Raw genomic sequence first — 17,494 nt, 5'->3', positions numbered from 1 at the left:
TACCGCAGCAACGGATATGTCCACCACACCCGCCACCACCGATCAAACACCCCTTGCGACCCCCCAATTTCTTTGCTAGCTTCTTCCAAAATGTTAACGATAACATTTGCTCTAAAAATAAAAACAAAACAGAGATCCCCACCATGAAAATGCTTCCGAAAACCCTGTGTTTGTTGGCTCTGAGCATCAATCTTGGCACCGCTGGCCTGGCACTGGCCGACACCAAACCCGCCCCCATCCGCATCGGCGCGTCCTTCCAGGAAATCAACAACCCTTACTTCGTCACCATGAAAGACGCCCTGCAGGAAGCCGGGGCGACCATCGGTGCGCAGTTGATCATCACCGACGCCCGCCACGACGTGTCCAAACAGGTCAGCGACGTCGAAGACATGCTGCAAAAAGGCATCGACATCCTGCTGATCAACCCCACCGATTCCGTCGGCGTGCAATCAGCCGTCAAATCCGCCCACGCCGCCGGCGTAGTCGTGGTCGCCGTCGACGCCCAGGCCGAAGGCCCACTGGACTCCTTCGTCGGCTCGAAGAACTTCGACGCCGGCTTCCAGGCCTGCGAATACCTGGCCAAGAACATCGGGGACAAGGGCAATATCGCCATCCTCGACGGCATCGCCGTGGTACCGATCCTGGAGCGCGTGCGCGGTTGCAAGGAGGCCGTGGCCAAGCACCCGGACATCAAGATCGTGAGCATCCAGAACGGCAAGCAGGAACGTGACCAGGCGCTGACCGTCACCGAAAACATGCTGCAGGCCCAGCCCACCCTCAAGGGCATTTTCAGCGTCAATGACAACGGCTCCCTCGGCGCCCTCTCGGCCATCGAAGCCAGCGGCCTGGACGTCAAGCTGGTGAGCGTCGACGGCGCGCCGGAAGCGATCAAGGCCATCCAGAAACCCGGCAGCAAATTCATCGCCACCTCCGCGCAATACCCCCGTGACCAGATCCGCCTCGCCCTGGGCATCGCCCTGGCCAAGAAGTGGGGCTCGCAAGTGCCGGCCACGATCCCGGTGGACATCACCCTGATTGACCAGGCCAAGGCCAAGGATTTCAGTTGGTAAAACACCCAGGCCCCACGCCAGGCGTGGGGCACAGGTCATCCATCTGAATGCGAGGTCGGCGGTATGAGCAGTCTTCTGAAGCTGGAAAATATCTGTAAGCGCTACCCGGGGGTGCAAGCCCTCAAGGCGATCAACCTGGAAGTGCAGCGCGGCGAGATTCATGCCTTGCTCGGGGAAAACGGTGCAGGCAAATCGACCTTGATGAAGATCCTTGGCGGGGTCGAGCACCAGGACGAAGGGCAGATCCTGATCGACGGCGAGGCTCGGCAGTTCGCGACGTATCGTGATGCGATTGCCGCCGGTATCGGCATTGTGTTCCAGGAATTCAGCCTGATTCCCTACCTCACGGCGGTGGAAAATATTTTCCTCGGCCATGAGCTGAGCAACCGTTTTGGCCTGTTGCGCAAGCGCGAAATGGTCGAGGCCAGCGAGGCGTTGTTCAAGCGCCTCGGTGTCAGTATTGACCTGCAATGCGCGGTCAGGCACCTGAGCGTGGCCGAGCAGCAATTCGTCGAGATCGCCAAGGCGCTGGCCCTGGACGCGCGGCTGCTGGTGCTCGACGAACCCACCGCCACCCTCACGCCGAGCGAAGCCGAGCTGCTGTTCGAAATCATGCGTGAACTCAAGCGCCAGGGGGTGGCGGTGATTTTTATCTCCCACCACCTGGAGGAGATTTTCCAGGTCTGCGACCGCATCAGCGTGCTGCGCGACGGCGGCAATGTGGGCGTCACCGATGTGGCCGACAGCGATATCGACCGCTTGGTGGAAATGATGGTCGGGCGGCGCCTGGAGTGCAGTTTTCCGCCCAAGCCCACCGCCGCACGCGGGCCGCTGCTGCTGGAGGTCAAGGACATCCAGTTGGTGCGCAACGGCCCCCATAACCACTTTGAATTGCACAAGGGCGAGATTCTCGGCTTTGCCGGCCTGGTGGGTTCCGGGCGTACCGAATTGGCGCTGGGCATGATGGGCGCGCTGCCGTCGGTGAGCAAAGACGTGTGGCTGCGGGGTGAACAAATCACCCTCGACGACCCGGCCCAGGCCTTGGCCCATGGCATCGGCCTGCTGCCGGAAAGCCGCAAGACCGAAGGGCTGATCACCGATTTCAGCATTCGCGAAAACATCTCGCTCAACAACCTGCCCAAATACCAGAACGCCAGCGGCCTGATCGACAAGGACAAGGAATGCGCCAGCGTTGAAGCGCTGATGCGCCAGCTGTCGATCAAGGCCCCCAGCGGCGAGAGCCGGGTGTTCAACCTCAGCGGCGGCAACCAGCAGAAAGTCGTGATTGCCCGCTGGATCAACCATCACTGCGACGTGCTGGTGTTCGACGAACCCACCCGTGGCATCGACGTCGGTGCCAAGGCACAGATCTACGCACTGATGCGCAGCCTCACCGAACAGGGCTACGCAATCATCATGATTTCCTCGGAACTGCCGGAAGTCATCGGCATGTGCGACCGCGTCGCGGTGTTCCACAAGGGCGCCATCGTCAAGGTACTGGAAGCGTCTGCCGTCAATCCTCAAGAGGTCATGCGCCATGCAACAGGGGGCTCAAGTGAATACGTCCATTAATGCCGTGGGGCCTGGCCGGCTGCGCCTGAACCTGGCGCGGCTGATTCGCTCACCGGCGTTCTATCCCTTTGTCGGGCTGCTGGTGGTGACGTTGGTGATGATCTTCGCCAGCGATAACTTCCTGACGGCCAACAACCTGTCGAACATCGCGCGCCAGGTGTCGATCAACGCGATTATCGCGGTGGGCATGACCTGCGTGATTCTTACCGGCGGCATCGATTTGTCGGTGGGGCCGGTGATGGCGTTGTCCGGCACCTTGACCGCCGGCTTGATGGTCGCAGGCTTGCCGCCGGGCCTGGCAATTGGCGCCGGGATGCTGGTCGGCGTGGCGTTCGGCATCGGCAATGGCCTGTTCGTCGCCTACCTGCACATGCCGCCGATCATCGTCACCCTGGCGACCATGGGCATCGCCCGCGGGTTCGGCCTGATGTACACCGACGGCTATCCGATTTCCGGTTTGCCGGAGTGGTTCGGCTTCTTTGGCCGCGAAAGCCTGTTCGGCATTTCGGTGCCGATCCTGATCATGTTGGTGACGTACCTGGCGGCCTATGTGCTGCTGCAACACACCCGCATCGGCCGCTATATCTACGCGATCGGCGGCAACGAGGAAGCGGTACGCCTGTCCGGCGTGCGGGCGGCGCGCTTCAAATTGCTGGTGTATGGCATCAGCGGTTTGACCGCCGCGATTGCCGGGCTGGTGCTGACCTCACGCTTGATGAGCGGCCAGCCGAATGCCGGGGTGTCGTTCGAACTCGATGCGATTGCCGCGGTGGTCCTGGGCGGCGCCTCGATTGCCGGTGGGCGCGGGGTAATCGTCGGCACCTTGCTCGGCGCCATGCTGCTGGGGGTGTTGAACAACGGCTTGAACATGCTCGGGGTCTCGCCCTATGTCCAGAGCGTGATCAAGGGCGGGATCATTTTGCTGGCGATCTTTATCAGCCGTCAGCGCCACAAGTAAACCGGTTATCTCCACGCGGCCATGGTGGCCGCGATGGGTTCTCTCATGCTCAAGAAAGGTCCGCACATCATGGAAAAGCACAACCAAATGCAAGCCGTCGTCTGCCACGGCCCGAAAGACTACCGCCTGGAACGCATCAGCAAACCCCAGGCGCGGGTCAATGAACTGGTGATTCGCATCGCCGCCTGCGGCATCTGCGCCAGTGACTGCAAATGCCACTCGGGCGCCGCGATGTTCTGGGGCGGCGACAACCCGTGGGTCAAGGCCCCGGTGGTGCCGGGGCACGAGTTCTTTGGCTACGTGGTGGAAGCGGGCGAGGGCGCCGAGGAGCACTTTGAGGTGAAGGTCGGCGACAAGGTGATCGCCGAGCAGATCGTGCCATGTGGCAAGTGCCGCTTCTGCAAGTCGGGCAAGTACTGGATGTGCGAGGTGCACAACATCTTCGGCTTCCAGCGTGAAGTCGCCGAGGGTGGCATGGCCCAGTACATGCGTATTCCCAAGACTGCCATCGTGCACAAGATTCCGGAGTCGGTGTCCCTGGAAGATTCGGCGCTGATCGAGCCGATGTCCTGCGCGATTCACACCGTCAACCGCGGTGAGATCCAGCTGGATGACGTGCTGGTGATCGCCGGTGCCGGCACCCTGGGCCTGTGCATGGTGCAGGTGGCAGCGCTAAAAACGCCGAAGAAACTGGTGGTGATCGACATGGTCGACGAGCGCCTGGAACTGGCGAAGCAGTACGGTGCCGACGTAGTGATCAACCCGTCCCGGGATAACGCCCGGGAGATCATCAATAGCCTGACCGACAACTACGGCTGCGACGTGTACATCGAAACCACCGGCGTACCGGCGGGCGTTACCCAGGGCCTGGATCTGATTCGCAAGCTCGGCCGGTTTGTCGAGTTCAGCGTGTTTGGCGCCGAGACCAGCGCCGACTGGTCGATCATCGGCGACCGCAAGGAGCTGGACGTACGCGGTGCGCACCTGGGGCCGTATTGCTACCCGGTGGCCATCGACTTGTTCGAGCGTGGCCTGGTGACGTCCAAGGGCATCGTGACCCATGACTTCGGGCTGGATAACTGGGCCGAAGCGTTTGAGCTGGCCAACTCGACCAAGTCGATCAAGGTGCTGCTGAAGCCGGTGCTCTGACATGAACTACGTAATGGGTGTGGACATCGGCACGCAAAGCACCAAGGCGCTGCTGGTGGATGCGGACGGCCTGATCATCGCCCAGCACAGCCAGGGGTATCGCGTGGATACCCCGAAAGTGCGCTGGGCCGAGCAGTGGCCGCAGGTCTGGCTGGATGCGGTGGAGGCCTGCGTCGCCCAGTGCATGGCGAAGGCCGGCGTGGCGAAAGAGCAGGTCAAGGCGCTGTGCATCAGCAGCCTGTATGGCGGCTCCGGAATTGCTGTGGACGAGCAGATCACGCCGCTGCACCCGTGCCTGATCTGGATGGACCGGCGCGCGGGCGAGCAAGTGGAGTGGGTGCGCGAGCATGTGGACCTGGAGCGGCTGTTCACGATCACCGGCAACTCGGTGGACAGCTACTACGGTTTCACCAAGATGCTCTGGCTCAAGCAGCACCAGCCGCAGGTGTGGGCCAACACCCGCTACCTGCTGCCGCCCAACAGCTACATCAACTGGTGCCTGACCGGTGAGTTGGCGGTGGACCACAGCAGCGCCGGCAATATCGGTGGCGTCTACGATGTGGCCCGGCGCGGCTGGTCGGCCGAGATGCTGGCGGCGCTTGGGATTCCGTTGGCGATGATGCCGGAGCGTTTGCTGTATTCCGGTGAAGTGGTCGGTGGTTTGCTGGAGGAATGGGCCCGGAGGTTGGGCTTGCAGGCCGGTACGCCGATCCTGGCCGGGGGCGTGGATGCGGCCATGGCCACATTGGCGGCCGGGGTGACGCGGCCGGGCAATCACGTGGCGATGATCGGCACCAGCATGTGCTGGGGTTATCTCAATCAGCAGGTGGATGCGCGCCATGGCCTGGTGAGCATGCCCCATGTCTATAACGGCCATCAGGACCTGTACATCTTCGGTGGTGCGATCACCGCCGGGGCGTCGGTGAGCTGGTTTCGCGAACAGTTCTGCCAGGCTGAGGAGCAGCAGGCGAAAGAGACGGGCCAGGACAGTTTGTGGCTGCTGGAGCAGAGCGCCGCGAAGATCCCGGCGGGCAGCGAAGGGCTGTTGTTCCTGCCGTATCTCATGGGCGAACGCAGCCCGGTGTGGGATGACCGGGCCAGCGGCAGCTTTGTCGGGCTGAACCTGTATCACAGCCGGATCCACCTGTACCGCGCGGTGCTCGAAGGGGTGAGTTTTGCCCTGCGGCACAATATCGAAGCGGGCACCCGTGGGGCGCATTCCCTTGATCCACGGCTGATTGTGGTGGGTGGGGCGAGCCATTCGGATTTGTGGATGCAGATTATTGCGGACATCACCCACTTCCCGGTCTACACCATTGTGCAAGAGGTGGAGGCGGCCTTGGGCGCGGCGTTGTTGGCGGCCCATGCGGTGGGGGTGGTGGATGACCGGCAGATGGAGAAAGGTTGGGTGCAGTTGGAGCTGCGGGCGGAGCCGGAGGCGGGGAATGTCGGGGTGTATGACCGGGCGTTTGCCAGCTATCTGGAGCTGTATCCGGCCTTGAAACCGGTGATGCACAGCTTGCAATTGAATTAAGCGAACACTGATCCAAATGTGGGAGCGGGCTTGCTCGCGAATACGGTGTATCAGTGCCGGATTTATTGCCTGACCCACCGCATTCGCGAGCAAGCCCGCTCCCACATGGGATCTCCATCGTTTTAGAGATCGTGAACCATGAACGCTATTTTTGACTTCACCAAGCAGCGCATCCTCGTCACCGGCGCCAGCAGCGGCATCGGCCGGGAAATTGCCCTCCAACTGATCGCCAGCGGCGCCCAGGTGTTTGCCCTGGGCCGCGACGCTCAGGCCCTGGCCCAGCTCGGTTGCGAAACCCTGTGCCTGGACATCGCCAACAGCGCCGCCCTGGACCTGGCCCTGCAAGGCCTGCCGCCGATGCATGGACTGGTCAACTGCGCCGGCATTTCCCGCCTGGAACCCGCCGCGGCCATCAGCGCCGAAGCCTTCGACCAGGTGATGAATGTCAACGCCCGCGCCGCGGCCCAGGTCGCCAGCCGTATCGCTGCGGCGATGATTGAAGCGAAGATTCCCGGCAGCATCGTCAACGTCTCAAGCCAGGCCTCACTCGTGGCGCTGGACGATCACCTCGGCTACTGCGCCTCCAAGGCTGCACTGGACGCCATCACCCGCGTGCAATGCGCCGAATGGGGCCGCTTCGGAATTCGCGTCAACAGCGTCAACCCCACCGTCACCCTCACGCCCATGGCACAGATGGCCTGGTCGGCGCCCGCCAAACGTGATCCGGCATTGGCGGCGATTCCCCTCGGGAGGTTTGCCGAAACGGCGGAAGTGGCCCTGCCGGTGTTGTTCCTGCTGAGCGATGCCGCCAGCATGATCAGCGGCGTCAGCCTGCCGATCGACGGCGGCTACACCAGCCGCTAGCCGTTCTCCAGCTTGCCGGCGATCACCACCTTGTCCCGCGGTTTGTGCGGGTCTTCGAGACGATCCAGCAGCAGCCGCACCGCGCTGCTGCCGGCCAGTGACGCGTCGTGGGCCACGCAGGCAATCGGCACGCCGAAGATATCGGCGAAGGGCAGGCGGTCGATGCCGCAGATGGTCAGGCTGTCGTGGGGGATGTTGTGCATGCGCAGCGCACGCAGCGCGCCGAGGGTGATCAACTGGTTGAAGCCCATGATCGCGTCCGGCGCCGAGTGCTCGGCCAGGTAGTCGAGGGTGTGCAGGTAGGAGGGCATCAGCGTGTAGTCACCGGCACACACTTCAACGTGCACCTGAGGGTGCTCGGCCAGGACTTCTTTCAGGCCCTTGAGGCGTTCCATGGTGATGCGCGAATGCTCGGGCCCGGTCAGCACCAGCAGGCGCTTGAGGTTCGGGGTTTGCCGCACCAGGTACTGCGCCGCCTCGATGCCGCTGTGATAGTTGTCCAGCACCACACGGCTGAAGGGGCTGTCGTGGATCGTGCGATCGAGCAGCACCACCGGCGTCTTGCCGTTACCCAGGCGCTCCAAATAGTCCGGCTGGTAGCTGGGCTCGTCGGAGACCGGCGACAGGATGATCCCCGCCACGCGGTAGCCCAGCAGTGTGTCGACTGCCTTGCTTTCCAGTTCTTCCAGTTCGTCGGTATCCACCAGCATGATGGTGTAGCCGTGCTTTTTCGCCTCGCGGGAAATCGCCTTGATCATCTCGCTGTAGAAGGGGTTGTCGACCGAAGCGGTGATCACGCCGATGATCAGGCTTTCACTGCGCTTGAGCCCGCGGGCAAAGGCGTTGGGCACATAGTCCAGCTCCCGCGCCACTTCGAGAATCCGCGCCAGGGTGGCGGGCTTGACCAGGTCGGGTTTGCTCAGCGCCCGGGACACCGTGATGGTGGTCATGTTGACCCGTTTGGCGATGTCGCTGATGGTGACGGACTTTTTCTTGTTCATCGGCAGGGGGGAACCAGGAGAAAACAACCTGAGGCTACCATGGGCACGGCTTCAAATCACCGGATCCCAGCGCTGCGACCAATCCTTTTCCGCCTCCACCACCGCCCGCAGCAAGGCCAGTGCCTGCTGCAAAACCGCCGAGTCGCGCTCGCGGGAATACACCAGGTACGTCGGGAAGCTGAACTCCGGCGCCTTGGGCACCCGTTCCATCACACCGCTGTCGAGGTAGCTCTGTACCACCCGCGTGCGGAAATACCCGGCACCGCCGTTTTCCAGGATGTACTGCAACGCCAGTGGCCCCAGATTGAAACTCAGGGCTGCGCGGGCCTTGTCCGGCAGTGCGGCGTCGTGCTGCTGGCGAAAGCCCTGGCCCCAGTCGATATACACGTAGGGCTCGGGCCGGGCGGCCAGTTGCACCAGGATCAGTTTTTCTTCCAGCACCTGCTCCACCTGCAACCCCGGCCAGTATTGCGGCTGGAACACCAAGGCGGCGTCCAGCACCCCCAGCTCCAGTTGGCGCAACAGGTACTCGCCTTCGCGAATCTCGGTGCGCAAGGCATGACCGGGGATGTGTTCACGCAAGGCCTGGGCCCAGCCGAGCATCAGCGGGTTGCACAGGCTGACTTCGCCACCGATGTGCAGCACGTTGCGGTAGCCGTCGGGTAATGGCAGGTCGCGGCGTGCCGCTTCCCAGGTCTGGACAAGCTGGTTGGCGTAGACCACGAACGCCTCGCCGTCCGGGGTCAGGCGGGCACCGGCGCGGTTGCGCACGAACAGGGTGCTGTTGAGCTGGCTTTCGAGGTTTTTGACCCGGGCGGTGATTGCCGTCTGGGTGACGTGCAGTTTCTCGGCCGCCGCGGCGAGGCTGCCGCAGCGGGTGATTTCGAGGAAGGTGCGTGCCAGTTCGATGTCCATGAAACCCCCTTGGATGATAGGAGGCATTGTAGGGGCTGATGATTGGAATACGGACAAAAATGTGGGAGCGGGCTTGCTCGCGAAGGCGGTGTGTCAGTCAAGATATCCGGTGACTGACACACCGCCTTCGCGAGCAAGCCCGCTCCCACAGTTTGATTGCATTTCAAGTTGGGGTTTTGGGGGCTTGCAGGTGCTCGGTTGGAAAAGCCTTGGCATACGCCTGGCAAACTCTCAGCACCTGCTCATCCGCAAACCGCGCCCCCACCACATGCAGCCCCACCGGCAACCCATTGGCCGCCAACCCGCACGGCACCGACGCCGCCGGTTGCTGGGTCAGGTTGAAGGGATAGGTAAACGGCGTCCACTCCATCCATTCCCCTAGTCCCGAACCCGGCGGCACATTGTGCCCGGCCTCGAACGCGGTGATCGGCATCATCGGCGAAACCAGCACATCGTAATGCTCATGGAATGCCGCCATGCGCGCCACGAGCGCTGCCCGTGCTTCCAGAGCGGCGCTGTAATCGCTGAGGCTGATCTGCTCGCCCAGTCGGGCAATGCGCAGCAACCCCGGGTCCATCAATTGCCGCTGCGCATCGCTCAACGGCCCGGCCAGACGTGCTGCACCGGCAAACCATAAAGTATTGAACACCTCCAGCGGATCACTGAACCCCGGATCAATCTGCTCAACATGGGCACCCAGCTGCACCAGGCCTTCTACCGCCTGGGCGACCACCCTGGCCACTTGCGGGTCCACGTCGACATAACCGAAGTTCGGGCTATAGGCGATACGCAGTCCCTTCAAATCAGCCCCGGCGTGCAACCATGGCGTGGTCCGGGGCGCGCCGATCAAACCATCCCGCGCATCCGGCTGGGCGATGGTTTGCAGCATCAGCACCGAGTCTTCCACGGTGCGGGTCATCGGCCCCAGGTGCGACAGAATCGTCATCGAACTGGCCGGCCATTGCGGCACATAACCGAAGGTCGGCTTGATGCCGAAGGTGCCGGTGAAGGCACAGGGGATCCGGATCGAGCCGCCGGCATCGCTGCCCTGGTGCAGTACGCCAAGGTTCAGGGCTGCCGCCGCACCGGCACCACCGGACGAACCGCCCGCCGTCATGCGCGTGTCCCACGGGTTGCGGGTAATGCCATACAGCGGGTTATCGGTGACGCCTTTCCAGCCGAATTCCGGTGTGGTGGTCTTGCCCAGCAATACCGCGCCGGCCTTGCGCATGAAGGCCGAGAAGGGCGCATCCACATCCCATCGACCCTCGGCGGATGTGGTACGCGAACCCTTGCGCGTCGGCATGCCGATGGTCTGCGTCAGGTCCTTGATGGAGGAGGGCACCCCGTCCAGGGCCCCGCACGGCTGGCCCTTGAGCCAGCGCTGTTCCGAATCCCGCGCCGCCTTCAAGGCGCCTTCCGGGTCGACGTGGCAGTAGGCGTTGACCGCCGGGTTGTAGCGTTCGATCCGCAGCAATGCGTCTTCGGTGACCTCCACCGGCGACAGGCTTTTATCCCGATAGCGGGCCAGCAGCTCAACTGCGGTCAGGTTGGCGATATCCGTCATGCCGCTTTACCTCCTTGCGCCGCGTTGACCATGGCCCGCAGCAACACCGCGCAGCCCGCCGCCAGGTCATCCGGCGCGGCGTTCTCGATTTCGTTATGGCTGATGCCGCCTTCGCACGGCACAAAGATCATTCCGGCCGGGCCCAGTTCGGCGACGAAGATCGCGTCATGCCCGGCGCCGCTGACGATGTCCATATGGCTCAGGCCCAGGCTGCTCGCGCCATCTCGCACGGCGTTGACACAGGCAGGGTTGAAATCCAGCGGCGGGAAGTCGGCAGTGGGTGTCAGCTCAAAGCTCAAGCCGTGTTGCTCGGCGGTGGCTTCGATCACCTGGCGCACTGCGTCGACCATCGCTTGCAGCTTGTCGGCGTGCAGGTGGCGCAGGTCGATGGTCATGTGCACCTGGCCGGGAATCACGTTGCGCGAGCCGGGGTGCAGGCTCAGGCAACCGACGGTGCCGCAGGCATGGGGTTGTTGTTCGTGGGCGATGCGATTCACCGCGCTGACCACTTGCGCCGCGCCTACCAGTGCGTCCTTGCGCAGGTGCATTGGCGTCGGGCCCGCGTGGGCTTCGACGCCAGTGAGCGTCAGGTCGAACCACTTCTGGCCCAGGCAGCCCATGACCACGCCGATGGTGGTGGCCTGGTCTTCCAGCACTGGGCCCTGCTCGATATGCGCCTCGAAATAGGCGCCCACCGGATGGCCCAGCACGGTGCGGGAGCCGGCGTAGCCGATGCGCTGCAATTCAGCGCCCACCGACAGCCCTTGCTCGTCCTGTTTGTCGAGGGTTTCCTGCAGGTCGAACTTACCGGCGAACACCCCGGAACCCATCATGCACGGCGGGAATCGTGAGCCTTCTTCGTTGGTCCACACCACCACTTCAATTGGCGCTTCGGTCTCGATGTTCAAATCATTGAGGGTGCGGATCACCTCCAGGCCAGCCATCACGCCGTAGCAACCGTCGAACTTGCCGCCGGTAGGCTGGGTGTCGATATGGCTGCCGGTCATCACCGGCGCCAGTGCCGGATTACGCCCGGCGCGGCGGGCAAAGATATTGCCGATGGCGTCGACGCTGACGCTGCAGCCGGCCGCCTCGCACCATTGCACAAACAGGTCGCGGGCCTGGCGGTCGAGGTCGGTAAGGGCCAGGCGGCACACGCCGCCTTTGGGTGTGGCGCCGAGGCGGGCGAGGTCCATCAGCGATTGCCACAGGCGCTCGCGGTTGATCAGCGGGGCGTTGCTCTGGAGCGGTTGCGCAAAACTATTCATCAGCAGTCTCCGGTCAGGCACTCAGGGCCAGGTAACGGTTCTTGATCGTCGGGTCGGCGCGGAAGGCTTCGGCACTGCCTTCGTACACCACACGGCCCTGTTCGAGGACGTAATGGCGGTCGGCGAGCTTGTCGCAGACCATCAGGTTCTGTTCCACCAGCAGCACCGGCAGGCCGTCTTCCTTGACCTTGCGCAGGATCTTCACCAGCTCGTCGACGATCACCGGCGCGAGGCCTTCGGTGGGCTCATCGAGGATCAGCAGCTTGGGATCGTTGAGCAGCGCGCGGGCGATGGCGAGCATCTGTTGCTCACCGCCGGACAGCGCGTGGCCGGCGTTTTTACGGCGCTCCCTGAGGCGCGGGAACATGCCGTACACGTCTTCCATCTGCCAGCGGCTGGTCTTGCGCACGGCAATGCGCAGGTTTTCCTCCACCGTGAGCAGGCGGAAAATCCCGCGGTTCTCCGGCACCAGCGCCAGGCCCTGGCGGGCGATTTCGAAGATTTTCTGCCCCACCAGCGGCTGGCCGTTGAAGTGAATCTGGCCCTGGCGCGGGCAGATGATCCCGAGGATGCTGCGCAGGGTGGTGGTCTTGCCGGCGCCGTTGCGCCCCAGCAGGGTCACCAGTTCGCCAGGGTTGACGGTCAGGGACACGCCTTCAAGGACGTGGCTCTTGTCGTAGTAGGAATGGATATTGTCGACGGTCAGCATCAGGCGGCTTCTCCCAAATAGGCGGTGCGCACGCGCTCGTCGGCGCGCACGAATTCCGGTGTGCCTTCCACCAGGATCTGGCCGTGGCTCATCACGGTGATGCGTTGGCTGATGGACATGACGATGCTCATGTTGTGCTCGATCAACAGCACGGTATGGTCGCGGCCGAGGTCGCTGATCAGTTGGGTCATGATCGGGATGTCGTCGATGCCCATGCCCGAGGTGGGTTCGTCGAGCATCAGCAGCTTGGGTCTGGAGCAGATCGACATGCCGACTTCCAGCACCCGCTGCTGGCCGTGGGACAACTCGCCGGCCAGGGTGTCGGCGCGGGCGGTGAGTTGCAGGCGTTCCAACACCTGGTCGGCCATTTCCAGGTGTTCGCGCTTGCTGTCGACCCGGCGCCAGAAGTTCAGCGCGCGGGCGCCGTCACGACCCTGGGCGGCCAGGCGCAGGTTTTCGCGCACGCTGAGGTTCTGGAACAGGCTGGTGAGCTGGAACGAGCGCGCCATGCCCAGGCCGACGCGGCCGTGGGCCGGTTTGCGCATCAGGTTCTTGCCGTCGAAATGAATTGCTCCGGCGGTGGCCTGGCGTTCGCCGGTCAGGCAGTGGAACAGGCTGGTCTTGCCCGCGCCATTGGGGCCGATGATGGTGTGGATGGTGCCGGCTTCGACCTTGAGGTTGACACCGTTCACCGCGTGGAACGCACCGTAGGCCAGTTCCAGGTTCTTGGTTTCCAGCAGGATGCTCATGACAGCTTCTCCTTGGTCACAACGTCGGCCTTGCGGCTGCCGCGCACACGTTCGAACAGGGTCGACAGACCACCCCACAAACCGCCGCGCATGAAGATCACCACCAGGATCAGGATCACCCCCAGCAGCATCAGCCAGCGCGGCCACAGATCGGAAAGGAAGTCCCCCAGCAGCACGATGGAACCGGCGCCCAGCAACGAGCCGAACAGCGAGCCGGTGCCGCCGACGATGGTCATGATCAGGATGTTTTCGGACATCGCCAGGTCGATGTTCGACAGCGGCACAAAGTGCAGCAGCATCGCGTACAGCGCCCCGGCAATCCCGGTGACGGCGCCGGACAACACGAACACCAGGATCTTGAAGTGGCGGGTGTCATAGCCGATGGCCGAAGCGCGGGTTTCGTTTTCGCGAATCGCCATCAGCGTGCTGCCGAATGGAGAGGCGATCACCCGGCGGGCGCCGATGAAGATCAGCAGGAACAGCACCGCGACAAACCCGTAGAACGCGCGGGCGTCGGTCAGCGACAGCAGCACGGTGTCACCGATGCGGATTTCCGGGCGCGGCACGCTGAGCAGGCCGTTGTCGCCGCCGGTCCAGTCGCTCAGGGTGTAGGCGACGAAGTAGGCCATCTGGCTGAAGGCCAGGGTCAGCATCACGAAGTAAATGCCGGTGCGACGGATCGCCAGGGCGCCCACCAGGAAAGCCAGGAAACCACCGGCGACGGCGGCACCCAGCAGTGCGCTGAACAGCCCCAGTTGCAGGTGAATCATCAACAGCGCCGCGCAGTAGGCGCCGGCCCCGAAGAAGATGCCTTGGCCGAACGACAGCAGCCCGGTGTAACCCAGCAGCAGGTTGCAGGCGAGGGCGGCCATGGCAAAGATCAGGATCTCGGTGGCCAGGGTCGCCGAGGGCAGAATCAACGGCAGGCCGATCAACACCACGAGCACCAACAGCAGCATGTAGCGCGACTGGGTCTTGGCGAACGGCAGGGGATTTTTCTCGCTCATGTCAGGCTCTCCCGAACAGGCCGTAAGGACGCACCAGGATCACCACGGCCATTGCGCCGTAGATCATCAGGCTCGCGCCCTGGGGCCAGAGTGTGGTCATCAGGCTTTGCACCACGCCGACCAGCAGGCCGCCCACCAGTGCACCGCTGAAGGAACCCATGCCGCCGATCACCACCACCACGAACGCCACGCCGAGGATTTCCGGGCCGACAAAGGGCTGGGCGCCGCGCAACGGGGCGAACAGCACACCGGCCACACCGGCGAGGGCCACGCCGAGGGCGAAGGTCATGGAGAACAGGCGGAAAATGTTGGTGCCCAGCAGGGACACGGTTTCCGTGCTTTCACTGCCGGCCCGCACCAGGGCGCCGAAGCGCGTGCGTTCCAGCAGCAGCCACAGGCCAAGGCCAACGAGGCCGGAGAACACGATCAGGAACAGGCGGTAGTAGGGGTAGACAAAATCGCCCACCACCAGCACCCCGCGCAGCAATTCCGGTACGGCGACGCTCTTGCCCACCGGGCCCCAGATCATCACGCTGGCTTCCTGGATGATCAGGGCGATCCCCAGGGTCACCAGAATCTGGAACATGTGCGGCAAGTGATAAATCCGCTGGATCAATAATCGCTCGATCACCCAGGCCAGCGCGGCCACCACCAGCGGCGCGATCAGCAGTGCCAGCCAGAAGCTGCCGGTGAGGCTGACGGCGGTGTAACAGATGTAGGCGCCCAGCAAAAAGAACGCACCGTGGGCGAAGTTGACGAAGTTCAGCAGGCCGAAAATGATCGTCAAGCCGACCGCGATCAGGAAGTAGATCATCCCAAGGCCCAGGCCGTTGAGAATCTGGAACAGGTAAAGATTAAGCATGCAGGAACCCTCGGCAGGTGGCCGCATGAGCGGCCCTGCGCTGTGTCACCAGTAGATTTTCAGCGGATCAGCCGAGCACGCAGCCCGTGGCTTCCACCGGCGGGAACGACTGGCCGGAGCTGAGCACCTTGGCCAGATCGTCCTTGTCGGCCATGTCGCCTGCGGCCTTGCCCACCAGCAGGTAGTAGTCCTTGATCACCTGATGGTCGCCGGCGCGGATCGACTCCTTGCCGGTGGGGCCTTCGTAGCTCAGGCCCTGCATGGCCTTGGCCACGGTCGGCCCGTCGAAACTGCCGGTGGAGATGATGGTTTCGAGCATGACCTTGGTGCTGATGTAGTCGGCGGCCAGCGGGTAGGTGGGGTTGATGCCGTATTTGGCCTTGGTGAGTTTCACCAGGTCACGGTTGAGCGGGGTGTCGACCTGATGCCAGTACTGAGCGCCGAGGTACACGCCTTCCAGTACGTCACTGCCCAGCTCCTGGAACTGGTCGAGGCCGGCGGACCACACCAGCAACACTTTCATGCGCTCCTTGATACCGAAGTTCACCGCCTGACGCAGGGTGTTGGACGACTGGCTGCCGAAGTTCAGCAGCACCAGCACGTCGGGTTTGGCGGCGATGGCATTGGTCAGGTAGCCGGAGAACTCCTGCTCCTGCAGCGAGTGGTAGCTGTTGCCGGCGTGTTCCAGGCCATGCTCGGCCAGCACCGATTTGGCGCCTTCGAGCAGGGCTTCGCCGAACACGTATTGCGGGGTGATGGTGTACCAGCGCTTGGCGTCGGGCAGCAGCTTGATCAGCGGCACGAGGGTCTCGCGGATCGCGCCGTAGGTCGGCACCGACCAGCGGAACGTGGCGCTGTTGCAGTCCTTGCCGGTGACTTCATCGGCGCCCACCGGGGTCATGAACACGCCACCGGCCTTGCTCACTTCCTTGGCCACCGCGAGTGCCGAAGACGACAGGGTACAGCCCTGGAAAAAGCGTGCGCCGTCCTGCTGGATCGCTTCCTGGACTTTACGCACGGCCTTGCCGGCGTTGCCTTCGGTGTCGATCACTTTGTAGACCAGCGGTCGGCCGAGCAACTCGGGATGCTGTTCCACCGCGAGGCGTGAACCCATGTCGGCAAATTTGCCATAACTGGCAAAGGCGCCAGACATGGACTTGAGGCCGTAAAAGGTAAAAGGCTCGGCGGCGAATGCAGAACGCACGCTCAGCGGGAGGCTGAGGGCGGCGGCTGCGGTGAGACTGGCTTTCAACAACGTACGACGCTGCATGGGGTGACTCCCTGGATTAGTTATTGGCAGGAGTGGCAATGGCGATACGGTGGAGCACGGCCTGTGGGCAGGCCTTTTATTGGTGGAGGGTGCGGCTTAGTGGTTGTGGTCGAACTCCAGCAGAAAGTGCGGGCTGACTTCACCTTCAAGGGCGGTCATGTGGTGTTCGGCGTCGCACATGTGTTCGTGCATCAGGCTGCGTACGGTGGCTTCGTCTTCGGCCCGGAAGGCGATCAGCAGTTGTTTGTGGTAGTCGAGGTTGGCGGCGTCGAATTGCTTGCGCTTGGGTTTGTAGGCTTTTTTCAGCACGACCAGGTCACGCAGCAGGTCGTTGAGGAATTGCGCCATGAAGCTCAGCAGCGGGTTGGGGCAGGCCTTGGCCAGCAGGTTGTGGAATTCCAGTTCGGCGATGCGTTGTTCGCGTTGGCCGGCTTCGCTGTCTTCGGGGGCGCTGCAGAAATCGACGTTGTCCTGGAGGGCGCGGTAGTCGTCTTCGCTCAGGCGGCCCAGGACCGAGACGGCGAGTTCGACTTCGATGACTTTGCGCAGCTGGTAGACCTGCTCGCCGTCCAGGTGCTGGAAGTGCAGGTAGTTGCGCAGGGCGCGGCTGGCGGGTTCGGTGCCGGCCTGGTTGAGATAGGCGCCGCCGCTGGGGCCGGTGCGGGTGTTGACCAGGCCTTCGACTTCCAGCGCCTTGAGGGCTTCGCGGGCGGAGCCTTTGGAGCACTGGAAGCTTTCCATCAGTTCGCGCTCGGTGGGCAAGCGGTCGCCGGGCTTCAGGGCGTCGGTGACGATGGAGCGTTTGACCGACTCGACGATCACGTCGGAGAGCTTCTGGCGTTTGCGGCGCAGCGGGCGGCTTAGCATGGTGTTTGATTGATCCTATTAATGCGGATTAATAGTACTTAATAGGGGTTTGGGGTGGGGCGTCAACGGGGGGGGTCGCTTTTGGTTTGGATGGGTCGTAAATGGTGGGGGTGTGCATATCCGTTGCTGCGG

Annotated in this window: 16 protein-coding genes; 6 read left to right on the top strand and 10 right to left on the bottom strand. The window is 63.1% G+C overall.

Annotation, left to right across the window (positions count from 1 at the left end; all coding sequences use genetic code 11):
* Positions 1 to 143 precede the first annotated feature (143 nt).
* The 6 genes from HX869_RS29085 to HX869_RS29060 all read left to right on the top strand — a co-directional run bounded on the left by HX869_RS29085 (position 144) and on the right by HX869_RS29060 (position 7,147).
* Positions 144 to 1,070, top strand: coding sequence for a substrate-binding domain-containing protein (locus HX869_RS29085; protein WP_003215780.1), 927 nt, complete (start codon positions 144 to 146; stop codon positions 1,068 to 1,070).
* Positions 1,071 to 1,133: 63 nt separating this feature from the next.
* The gene (locus HX869_RS29080; protein WP_008430598.1) at positions 1,134 to 2,642 is read left to right on the top strand and encodes a sugar ABC transporter ATP-binding protein; all 1,509 of its coding nucleotides are present in this window, start codon (positions 1,134 to 1,136) and stop codon (positions 2,640 to 2,642) included.
* Entirely contained in the window at positions 2,608 to 3,600 is a 993-nt protein-coding gene (locus HX869_RS29075) for an ABC transporter permease (protein ID WP_003215773.1), read from the top strand. Before HX869_RS29080 ends, HX869_RS29075 begins: the two co-directional genes overlap by 35 nt.
* A 69-nt stretch (positions 3,601 to 3,669) precedes the next feature.
* Entirely contained in the window at positions 3,670 to 4,749 is a 1,080-nt protein-coding gene (locus HX869_RS29070) for an alcohol dehydrogenase catalytic domain-containing protein (protein WP_178904042.1), read from the top strand.
* A 1-nt stretch (position 4,750) separates the two neighbouring features.
* A complete protein-coding gene (locus HX869_RS29065) occupies positions 4,751 to 6,283 on the top strand; it encodes an FGGY-family carbohydrate kinase (protein WP_177029264.1) in 1,533 nt (510 codons plus the stop codon).
* Between the two features lie 138 nt (positions 6,284 to 6,421).
* On the top strand, positions 6,422 to 7,147 hold the full coding sequence (locus HX869_RS29060; RefSeq protein ID WP_003215767.1) for an SDR family oxidoreductase: 726 nt from the start codon (positions 6,422 to 6,424) through the stop codon (positions 7,145 to 7,147).
* On the opposite strand, the gene HX869_RS29055 is transcribed toward HX869_RS29060, so the two are convergent.
* From HX869_RS29055 to HX869_RS29010, 10 genes are all read right to left on the bottom strand, one after another.
* Positions 7,144 to 8,148, bottom strand: coding sequence for a LacI family DNA-binding transcriptional regulator (locus HX869_RS29055; RefSeq protein WP_003215765.1), 1,005 nt, complete (start codon positions 8,146 to 8,148; stop codon positions 7,144 to 7,146). The two genes, HX869_RS29060 and HX869_RS29055, sit on opposite strands and share 4 nt — an antisense overlap.
* A gap of 51 nt (positions 8,149 to 8,199) precedes the next feature.
* Positions 8,200 to 9,063, bottom strand: coding sequence for a LysR family transcriptional regulator (locus HX869_RS29050; RefSeq protein WP_003215763.1), 864 nt, complete (start codon positions 9,061 to 9,063; stop codon positions 8,200 to 8,202).
* A gap of 163 nt (positions 9,064 to 9,226) precedes the next feature.
* Complete coding sequence (locus tag HX869_RS29045; protein WP_102368681.1) at positions 9,227 to 10,630, bottom strand: amidase; 1,404 nt, start codon at positions 10,628 to 10,630, stop codon at positions 9,227 to 9,229.
* Positions 10,627 to 11,898 (bottom strand): Zn-dependent hydrolase, encoded by a 1,272-nt coding sequence (locus HX869_RS29040; RefSeq protein ID WP_178904041.1) that lies wholly within the window; start codon positions 11,896 to 11,898, stop codon positions 10,627 to 10,629. The genes HX869_RS29045 and HX869_RS29040 overlap by 4 nt, the downstream gene beginning before the upstream one ends.
* Positions 11,899 to 11,911: 13 nt before the next feature.
* Positions 11,912 to 12,607, bottom strand: a complete 696-nt coding sequence (locus HX869_RS29035) for an ABC transporter ATP-binding protein (RefSeq protein ID WP_003215757.1) — start codon at positions 12,605 to 12,607, stop codon at positions 11,912 to 11,914.
* Positions 12,607 to 13,356: an ABC transporter ATP-binding protein gene (locus tag HX869_RS29030; protein ID WP_003215756.1), complete on the bottom strand. Its 750-nt coding sequence runs from the start codon at positions 13,354 to 13,356 to the stop codon at positions 12,607 to 12,609. Before HX869_RS29030 ends, HX869_RS29035 begins: the two co-directional genes overlap by 1 nt.
* The gene (locus tag HX869_RS29025; RefSeq protein WP_008430582.1) at positions 13,353 to 14,363 is read right to left on the bottom strand and encodes a branched-chain amino acid ABC transporter permease; all 1,011 of its coding nucleotides are present in this window, start codon (positions 14,361 to 14,363) and stop codon (positions 13,353 to 13,355) included. Before HX869_RS29025 ends, HX869_RS29030 begins: the two co-directional genes overlap by 4 nt.
* Before the next feature lies 1 nt (position 14,364).
* Positions 14,365 to 15,225 carry a branched-chain amino acid ABC transporter permease gene (locus HX869_RS29020; RefSeq protein ID WP_003215751.1) on the bottom strand — a complete coding sequence of 287 codons (861 nt, stop codon included), beginning with the start codon at positions 15,223 to 15,225 and terminating at the stop codon, positions 14,365 to 14,367.
* A 67-nt stretch (positions 15,226 to 15,292) separates the two neighbouring features.
* The gene (locus tag HX869_RS29015; protein ID WP_003215749.1) at positions 15,293 to 16,495 is read right to left on the bottom strand and encodes an ABC transporter substrate-binding protein; all 1,203 of its coding nucleotides are present in this window, start codon (positions 16,493 to 16,495) and stop codon (positions 15,293 to 15,295) included.
* A gap of 96 nt (positions 16,496 to 16,591) precedes the next feature.
* Positions 16,592 to 17,362 (bottom strand): FadR/GntR family transcriptional regulator, encoded by a 771-nt coding sequence (locus HX869_RS29010; RefSeq protein WP_003215747.1) that lies wholly within the window; start codon positions 17,360 to 17,362, stop codon positions 16,592 to 16,594.
* Positions 17,363 to 17,494 lie beyond the last annotated feature (132 nt).

The organism is Pseudomonas sp. P7779 (assembly GCF_013386315.1).
Taxonomy (GTDB): domain Bacteria; phylum Pseudomonadota; class Gammaproteobacteria; order Pseudomonadales; family Pseudomonadaceae; genus Aquipseudomonas.
This window is presented reverse-complemented; position numbering and strand designations above follow the sequence as displayed.